Genomic DNA, 7,202 nt, shown 5'->3' on the forward strand with positions numbered 1-7,202 from the left:
TTGAGTACTGCGTGATTGTGCCTGAAGTCCGTCACAAAAGATAGCAGCAAGCCGACGTTCATGTACGTCAGAGCGTCTCCAAGTGAGACGCAGACCGCTGATTTTCTTCACTTTGCGTCACCTTGCGCGATCTCAAATCGTGACGGCCGCGCCGTCAAGCCTTCGGCACCAAGCGCTGCCACCCTACCCCGCACTGCACCAAGCCCCGCCACGCCCCTCTGCTACCATCGCCGGTTCAGTCCGCCGCATCCCCCACCTGCCCGCGGCGGCACCAACTACGTAACGAAACACAGGAGTCTGCATGTCTTCCGAGCTGCTCAAGTCCCTTGGTCTGGACGCGATCAACGCTGGCACCTACCTGGGCAACGGGGAATGGTCGAGCGGCACCGGCGGTGAGCTGATCACCCCGGTCAACCCGACCACCGGCGAGCCGATCGCGCAGGTCCGCGCCACCACCGAGGCCGAGTACGAAACCGTCATTACCCGTGCCCAGGAGGCCTACAAGACCTGGCGCACCACCCCGGCCCCGCGCCGCGGCGAAGCCGTGCGCCTGTGCGGCGAAGCGCTGCGCAAGCACAAGGACGCCCTGGGTTCGCTGGTCGCCCTGGAAATGGGCAAGAGCAAGCCCGAAGGCGACGGCGAAGTGCAGGAGATGATCGACATCGCCGATTTCGCCGTGGGCCAGAGCCGCATGCTGTACGGCTACACCATGCATTCGGAGCGCCCCGGCCACCGCATGTACGAGCAGTACCACCCGCTGGGCCTGGTCGGCATCATCTCGGCCTTCAACTTCCCGGTGGCGGTGTGGAGCTGGAATGCCTTCCTGGCGGCCATCTGCGGTGACATCTGCATCTGGAAGCCGTCCAACAAGACCCCGCTGACCGCCATCGCCTCCATGCGCATCTGCAATGAAGCGCTGCGCGAAGCCGGTTTCCCGGACATCTTCTTCCTGGTCAACGACGCCGGCACCGCCCTGTCGGAAAAGATGGTCGACGATCGCCGCGTGCCGCTGATCAGCTTCACCGGCTCGACCCAGGTCGGCCGTACGGTCAACGAAAAGGTCGCCCGCCGCCTGGGCCGCTGCCTGCTGGAGCTGGGTGGCAACAACGCCATCATCCTCGACGAAACCGCCGACCTGAAGCTGGCCGTGCCGGGCATCGTGTTTGGTGCGGTCGGTACCGCCGGCCAGCGCTGCACCACCACCCGCCGCCTGATCGTGCACCGCTCGATCTACGCCGACGTGCTGGCCACGCTGGTCAAGGCCTACAAGCAGGTGGAAGGCAAGATCGGTGATCCGACCGATGCTGCCAACCTGATGGGCCCGCTGAACAGCGACGGTGCCGTGCAGCAGTTCCTCGATGCCATCGCCCAGGCCAAGGCCGCCGGCGGCACCATCGAAACCGGTGGCACCCGCATCGATCGTGCAGGCAACTTCGTGCTGCCGGCCATTGTCTCGGGCCTGAAGAACAGCGACGCGGTGGTCCAGCACGAAACCTTCGCGCCGATCCTGTACGTCATGCCGTACGACAGCCTCGATGAAGCCATCGACATGCAGAACGGCGTGCCGCAGGGCCTGTCGTCCTCGATCTTCACCCAGAACCTGAAGACCGCCGAGAAGTTCCTGTCGGCGGCCGGCAGCGACTGCGGCATCGCCAACATCAACATCGGCACGTCCGGTGCGGAGATCGGCGGCGCGTTCGGTGGCGAGAAGGACACCGGCGGTGGTCGTGAGTCGGGTTCGGATGCGTGGAAGGTCTACATGCGCCGCCAGACCAACACCATCAACTACTCGGATTCGCTGCCGCTGGCCCAGGGCATCAAGTTCGACCTGTAACGCTGTTTTGTAGTGCCGAGCCATGCTCGGCAGGACGGGCCATGAACACTGCAGGAAGTGCAGCCGAGCATGGCTCGGCTCTACAAGGTATGAAGCCGACCCTCGACTTGAGCGGCCGCCGCGTGCTCATTGCCGGCGGCAGCAAGGGCATCGGCCGTGAACTGGCGCTGGCATTCGCGGGCGCCGGGGCACGGGTTTCGGTCTGCGCCCGCGGCCTGCCCGGGCTGCAGGCACTGCAGACCGACGCCGAGGCACAGGGCACGCCCGTGCATGTTGTCGCGGCCGACCTGGCCGAGATCGAGCAGATCGGCGGCTGGCTGCAGGCCGCCGCCGATGCGCTTGGCGGCATCGACGTGCTGGTCAACAACGCCACCGGCTACGGCATGGCCGACGACGAAGACGGCTGGGCGGCCAGCCTGCAGATCGACCTGATGGCGGCCGTACGTGCCTCCCGCCTGGCCCTGCCTTGGCTGCAGGCCTCGGATGACGCCTGCATCCTCAACCTGTCCTCGATCGCCGCGCAGCAGCCCCGCCCCGGTGGCGCGCCGTATGCGGCGGCCAAGGCCGCACTCTCGCACTACACCACCTCGCAGGCACTGGCGTTGGCGGCGGACCGCATCCGGGTCAATGCCATCGCGCCGGGCTCGATCGAGTTCGCCGATGGCCTGTGGGACCGACGCCGCGTGGAGGATCCCGCGCTGTACCAGGCCACCCTGGCGCGGATCCCGTTCGGCCGCTTCGGCCACCCGCGCGAGATCGCCGACGCCGCGCTGTTCCTGTGCTCGCCGCTGGCGCGCTGGATCACCGGCCACGTGCTCAACGTGGATGGTGGCCAGGTGTTGATGGGCTGATGCTTACGCCCGGGTAGCTGCCAACCTTGGCTGGCGCTCTCCATCGACCAAGGTCGACGCCTACCCCGGCCGCCGCCGTGCCGCCCATGGGCTTGCCGGCCCGCAGGCACTATCATGTGTGCACTGCCAAGGAGGATCCCATGAGCGTGGCACCCCGACAGACAAGCGGCCTGGCCGTCCTCAGCCTGGTGCTGGGCATCGCCAGCTGGACCGTGCTGCCCTTCGTGGCCAGCATCGTGGCGATCATCACCGGGCACATGGCCCGCAGCGAGATCCGCCGCCGTCCCGCCGAACTGGAAGGCGATGGACTGGCCCTGACCGGTCTCATCCTGGGCTGGTTGAACGTGATCATGCTGGGCCTGGGCCTGCTGGTCCTCGTCCTGTTCTTCGGCGGTCTGGCCTGGCTGGCCACGCTGTCGAACTGACCGCCATGAGCGCATCGGACAGCACTGAACGCTTCAGCAGCCGGGTCGCCGATTACGTGCGCTACCGCCCGGATTATCCCGCTGCGCTGATGGACTGGCTGCACGGGCCGATGGCCGTGCCGACTGCAGCGCTCGTCGCCGATGTCGGTGCCGGCACCGGCATTTCCAGCCGCCCGTTCCTGGCCGCCGGCCATCCGCTGGTGGCAGTGGAGCCCAATGCGGCCATGCGCGCGGCCGCCGAGCAGTGGCTGGCACCGCAGTTTCCGCTGTTCCGCGCCGTCGATGGCCGCGCCGAGGCGACCGGGCTGGCCGATGCCAGCGTCGATCTGGTAAGCGCCGCGCAGGCCTTCCACTGGTTCGACACCATGGCGGTGCGTGCTGAATGGCAGCGCATCCTGCACCCGGGCGGACTCACCCTGATCTACTGGAATTCGCGCCTGCTCGATGCCAGCCCGTTCCTGGTCGGCTACGAGCAGCTGCTGCTGGACTACGGCACCGATTACACCGCGGTGGCCGAGCGCTACCAGGACAATGCCACCATGCAGGCCTGGTTCGGCCCCGGCCTGCGCGGCATGATCGAGCTGCCCAACGTGCAGCACCTGGACTTCGACGCTCTGCGCGGGCGCCTGCTTTCTTCCTCCTACGCACCGCAGCCCGGGCACCCGCGCCATGCGCCGATGCTGGCTGCGCTGCAGGACCTGTTCAACGCCCATGCGGTGGATGGACAGGTCGTCTTTGAATATCGAACCCGAGCCTTCCTCGGCACGCTGGACTGAACCGACGCATGTATTCGCTTGCCCGCCCCTTCCTGTTCTCGCTCGACGCCGAGCGCGCCCACGGCCTCGGCCTGTCCGCACTGGACCTGGCCTACCGCAGCGGCACCACGCCGCTGCTGGCCGCACGCATCGCGCCGATGCCGAGCACCGTGTTCGGGCTGACCTTCCCCAATCCGGTCGGCCTGGCCGCCGGCCTGGACAAGAACGGCGAGCACATCGATGCCTTGTTCGCGCTGGGCTTCGGCTTCGTCGAGATCGGCACCATCACCCCGCGCCCGCAGGATGGCAACCCGAAGCCGCGCCTGTTCCGGCTGCCGGCGCACCAGGCCATCATCAACCGCATGGGCTTCAACAATGCCGGTGTCGATGCGCTGGTACGCAACGTCGAGCGCGCGCGTAACCGCCGCGGCCTGCTCGGCATCAACATCGGCAAGAACAAGGACACCCCCAACGAGCGGGCGGTCGATGACTACATCACCTGCCTGGACAAGGTCTATCCGCTGGCCGACTACATCACCGTCAACATTTCCTCGCCCAACACCGCCGGCCTGCGCGAACTGCAGGAAGAGACCGCGCTGCGCCAGCTGGTGAGCCAGCTGCGTGACCGCCAGGAAGCCCTGGCCGCGCAGCACGGCCGCCGCGTGCCGATGCTGGTGAAGGTGGCGCCTGACCTGAGCGAGCGCGACATCGACGCCGCCGCCCGCGTGCTGGGCGAACTCCAGGTGGACGGCGTGATCGCCACCAACACCACCATTGATCGCAGCGGCATCGCCGGCGATCCGCTGGCCAGCGAGGCTGGTGGCCTGTCCGGTGCGCCGGTGCTCGACCAGTCGACCCTGGTGCTGCGTCGCCTGCGCGCGCGCCTGCCCGAATCGGTGCCGCTGGTCGGCGTGGGTGGCATCCTCTCCGGTGCCGACGCAGTGGCCAAGATGGCCGCCGGCGCCGCCCTGGTGCAGTGCTACAGCGGCCTGATCTACCGTGGCCCGTCGCTGGTGGCCGAGTGCGTGGAGGCGATCCGTCGCCGCCGGGAAGCGCCCAGCCGTGGCGCGGTGGCGCCGCTGTGAGCGCGCCCATGGACGGCCACGACACCTCCGCCGCACCGCTGCGCTGGACCCTTACCGAAAACGCCCCGCTGCAGGCGTTGAACACCTTCCACGTGCGCGCCAACGCGGCGCAGCTGCTGGAACTGCACGACCCTGCCCTGCTGCCGGACGTGCTGGCATTGCCCAGCGTGGCCAACGGCCCACTGCTGGTGCTGGGCAGCGGCAGCAACGTGCTCATCGCCGATGACCTCCCGGGCACCGTGCTGGTGTTCGGCAACCGCGACATCAGCTTCCTCGAGCACCGCGCCGACCACGCGGTGATCCGCGCCGGCGCCGGTGTGTCCTGGCACGGCCTGGTGATGTGGTCGCTGCAGGAAGGTCTGTCCGGCCTGGAGAACCTCGCACTGATTCCCGGCACCGCCGGTGCAGCACCGATCCAGAACATCGGTGCCTATGGCGCGCAGGTGGGCGAGTTCATCCAGACCGTCGAAGCCTGGGACTGCCAGGAGCAGGCTTGGGTGCGCATGGATAACGAACAGTGCGGCTTCGGTTACCGCGACAGCGTGTTCAAGCAGCAGCCCGACCGCTACCTGATCACCGCCATCGAATTGAGACTGCCGCTGCTGCACGCCCTGCGCATGGACTACGCCGGCATCCGCGAGGAGCTGCAGGCACAGGGCGTGGAACTGCCTAGTGCGGTCGACGTGGCCAATGCGGTCATCGCCATCCGCCGCCGCAAGCTGCCCGATCCGGACGTGCTGGGCAACGCAGGCAGCTTCTTCAAGAACCCGGTGCTGCCGCTGGAACAGGTCGACGTGCTGCTGCAGCACTTCCCTGAACTGCCGGTGTTCCCGGCCGAGCGTGATGACCAGCGCAAGGTCTCGGCGGCCTGGATGATCGAATCCTGCGGCTGGAAAGGTTTCCGCGAAGGCGACGCCGGCGTGGCACCCAGCCATGCACTGGTGCTGGTCAACCACGGTAACGCCACCGGCGCCGAACTATTGGACCTCGCACGGCGCATCTCCGCCTCGGTGCTGGAGAAGTTCGGCGTGCCGATCGAACCGGAGCCGCGCCTGCTCGGCGCCCAGTGGTGAACGCCACGGCGCGGCCCGCGCTCGCCAGCCCGGCGCGGGCGGCGCTGCTGATGCTCGCCAGCACGATGGCGTTTGGCTTGATGGCCATCGCCATCCGCTATGCGACCCGCTACGTGCCGACCCAGGAAGTTGCGTTCTTCCGCAACACGTTTGGCCTGCTGGCACTGCTGCCGATGCTGCTGCGCCCGGGCCGTGCGCCACTGAAGACCCAACAGCTGCCGCGCTACTTCGTGCGCAGCGCGATCGGCCTGGGCTCGATGCTGTGCGCGTTCTGGGCGCTGGGCCACCTGCCCCTGGCGCAGGCGGTGTCGCTGTCCTATTCCACACCGTTGTTCGTCACAATTGCCGCGGTGCTGTGGCTGGGTGAAACCGTGCGCGTGCGGCGCTGGGCGGCGGTGGTGGTGGGTTTCATCGGCGTGCTGGTGATCGTCCGGCCGGGCACCGCGGGGTTTTCCGCCGGCAGCCTGATCGCCGTGGCCGCGGCCCTGCTCAGTTCGCTGGTGGCCATCCAGATCAAGCAGCTGACCCGCGTGGACAGCGCCGACACCGTGGTGCTCTACACCTATGTGTTCTGGGTGCCGCTGTCGCTGGTCCCGGCCGTGTTCGTATGGGTCTGGCCCACGGGCATGGCCTGGGTGTGGCTGGTGGCGACGGGCGTGATGGGCACGGTCGGCCAGCTGCTGTGGACGCGTGCACTGCGCTTGGGCGAGGTATCGGCCCTGACCCCGATCAGCTTCCTGCAGCTGCCGCTGGTCACACTGTGTGGCTGGCTGTTGTTTGATGAAAGCGTGGACCGCTGGACGCTGATCGGTGCTGGCATCATCCTGGCGGCGAACGCGTATATCGCGCACCGCGAGGCAGTGCTGGCACGGCGCGCCGCGAGCGTGGCAGCGACGGCGGCCGCCAAGCCGGCCGAGTAAGGGTTGTTCGGCAGGGCTTGCAGCCCTGCACCTGCAGAATCAACGTCAACGTCAACGTCAGAAGCCAGAGCGGCATTCCGTGGGATGGCGGGGCACTGTGGGTTTGCGGGGACGCCGTAAATACGTCCATGTAGGCTTGGTCGCCGCTTGCTCCTGTGCGCTGTCCTGCGCACACGGCAAGACCGGGGTTGGGCGTCCTGCCCAACCCGCCCGAGGCATGCCTCGGGCCCATGCGGCTCACACCCCGCAAACCCACAGT

At 67.8% G+C, this 7,202-nt stretch carries 7 protein-coding genes; all 7 read left to right on the top strand.

Annotation, left to right across the window (positions count from 1 at the left end; genetic code table 11):
* Nucleotides 1–301 precede the first annotated feature (301 nt).
* The 7 genes from DCO49_RS06940 (at nt 302) to DCO49_RS06970 (ending at nt 6,943) form a co-directional block, all read left to right on the top strand.
* Nucleotides 302–1,834, top strand: a complete 1,533-nt coding sequence (locus tag DCO49_RS06940) for an aldehyde dehydrogenase family protein (protein ID WP_116863397.1) — start codon at nt 302–304, stop codon at nt 1,832–1,834.
* A 41-nt stretch (nt 1,835–1,875) separates the two neighbouring features.
* On the top strand, nt 1,876–2,685 hold the full coding sequence (locus tag DCO49_RS06945; protein ID WP_116863398.1) for an SDR family oxidoreductase: 810 nt from the start codon (nt 1,876–1,878) through the stop codon (nt 2,683–2,685).
* A 140-nt stretch (nt 2,686–2,825) separates the two neighbouring features.
* Nucleotides 2,826–3,110, top strand: a complete 285-nt coding sequence (locus DCO49_RS06950; RefSeq protein WP_108768676.1) for a DUF4190 domain-containing protein — start codon at nt 2,826–2,828, stop codon at nt 3,108–3,110.
* Between the two features lie 5 nt (nt 3,111–3,115).
* Nucleotides 3,116–3,886: a class I SAM-dependent methyltransferase gene (locus tag DCO49_RS06955; RefSeq protein WP_116863399.1), complete on the top strand. Its 771-nt coding sequence runs from the start codon at nt 3,116–3,118 to the stop codon at nt 3,884–3,886.
* Nucleotides 3,887–3,894: 8 nt separating this feature from the next.
* The gene (locus tag DCO49_RS06960) at nt 3,895–4,950 is read left to right on the top strand and encodes a quinone-dependent dihydroorotate dehydrogenase (protein ID WP_116863400.1); all 1,056 of its coding nucleotides are present in this window, start codon (nt 3,895–3,897) and stop codon (nt 4,948–4,950) included.
* Between the two features lie 8 nt (nt 4,951–4,958).
* The gene (gene murB / locus DCO49_RS06965; RefSeq protein WP_116863401.1) at nt 4,959–6,023 is read left to right on the top strand and encodes a UDP-N-acetylmuramate dehydrogenase; all 1,065 of its coding nucleotides are present in this window, start codon (nt 4,959–4,961) and stop codon (nt 6,021–6,023) included.
* Between the two features lie 50 nt (nt 6,024–6,073).
* Nucleotides 6,074–6,943, top strand: a complete 870-nt coding sequence (locus DCO49_RS06970; protein ID WP_116863404.1) for a DMT family transporter — start codon at nt 6,074–6,076, stop codon at nt 6,941–6,943.
* Nucleotides 6,944–7,202 lie beyond the last annotated feature (259 nt).

This window comes from Stenotrophomonas sp. SPM (assembly GCF_003105135.1).
GTDB lineage: Bacteria > Pseudomonadota > Gammaproteobacteria > Xanthomonadales > Xanthomonadaceae > Stenotrophomonas.

Bases quoted from the DNA above. Each gene is read 5' to 3' on its own strand.
- DCO49_RS06940 (WP_116863397.1), top strand. From the start codon at position 302: ATGTCTTCCGAGCTGCTCAAGTCCCTTGGTCTGGACGCGATCAACGCT.
- DCO49_RS06945 (WP_116863398.1), top strand. From the start codon at position 1,876: ATGAACACTGCAGGAAGTGCAGCCGAGCATGGCTCGGCTCTACAAGGT.
- DCO49_RS06970 (WP_116863404.1), top strand. From the start codon at position 6,074: ATGCTCGCCAGCACGATGGCGTTTGGCTTGATGGCCATCGCCATCCGC.
- DCO49_RS06950 (WP_108768676.1), top strand. From the start codon at position 2,826: ATGAGCGTGGCACCCCGACAGACAAGCGGCCTGGCCGTCCTCAGCCTG.
- DCO49_RS06960 (WP_116863400.1), top strand. From the start codon at position 3,895: ATGTATTCGCTTGCCCGCCCCTTCCTGTTCTCGCTCGACGCCGAGCGC.
- DCO49_RS06955 (WP_116863399.1), top strand. From the start codon at position 3,116: ATGAGCGCATCGGACAGCACTGAACGCTTCAGCAGCCGGGTCGCCGAT.
- murB (WP_116863401.1), top strand. From the start codon at position 4,959: ATGGACGGCCACGACACCTCCGCCGCACCGCTGCGCTGGACCCTTACC.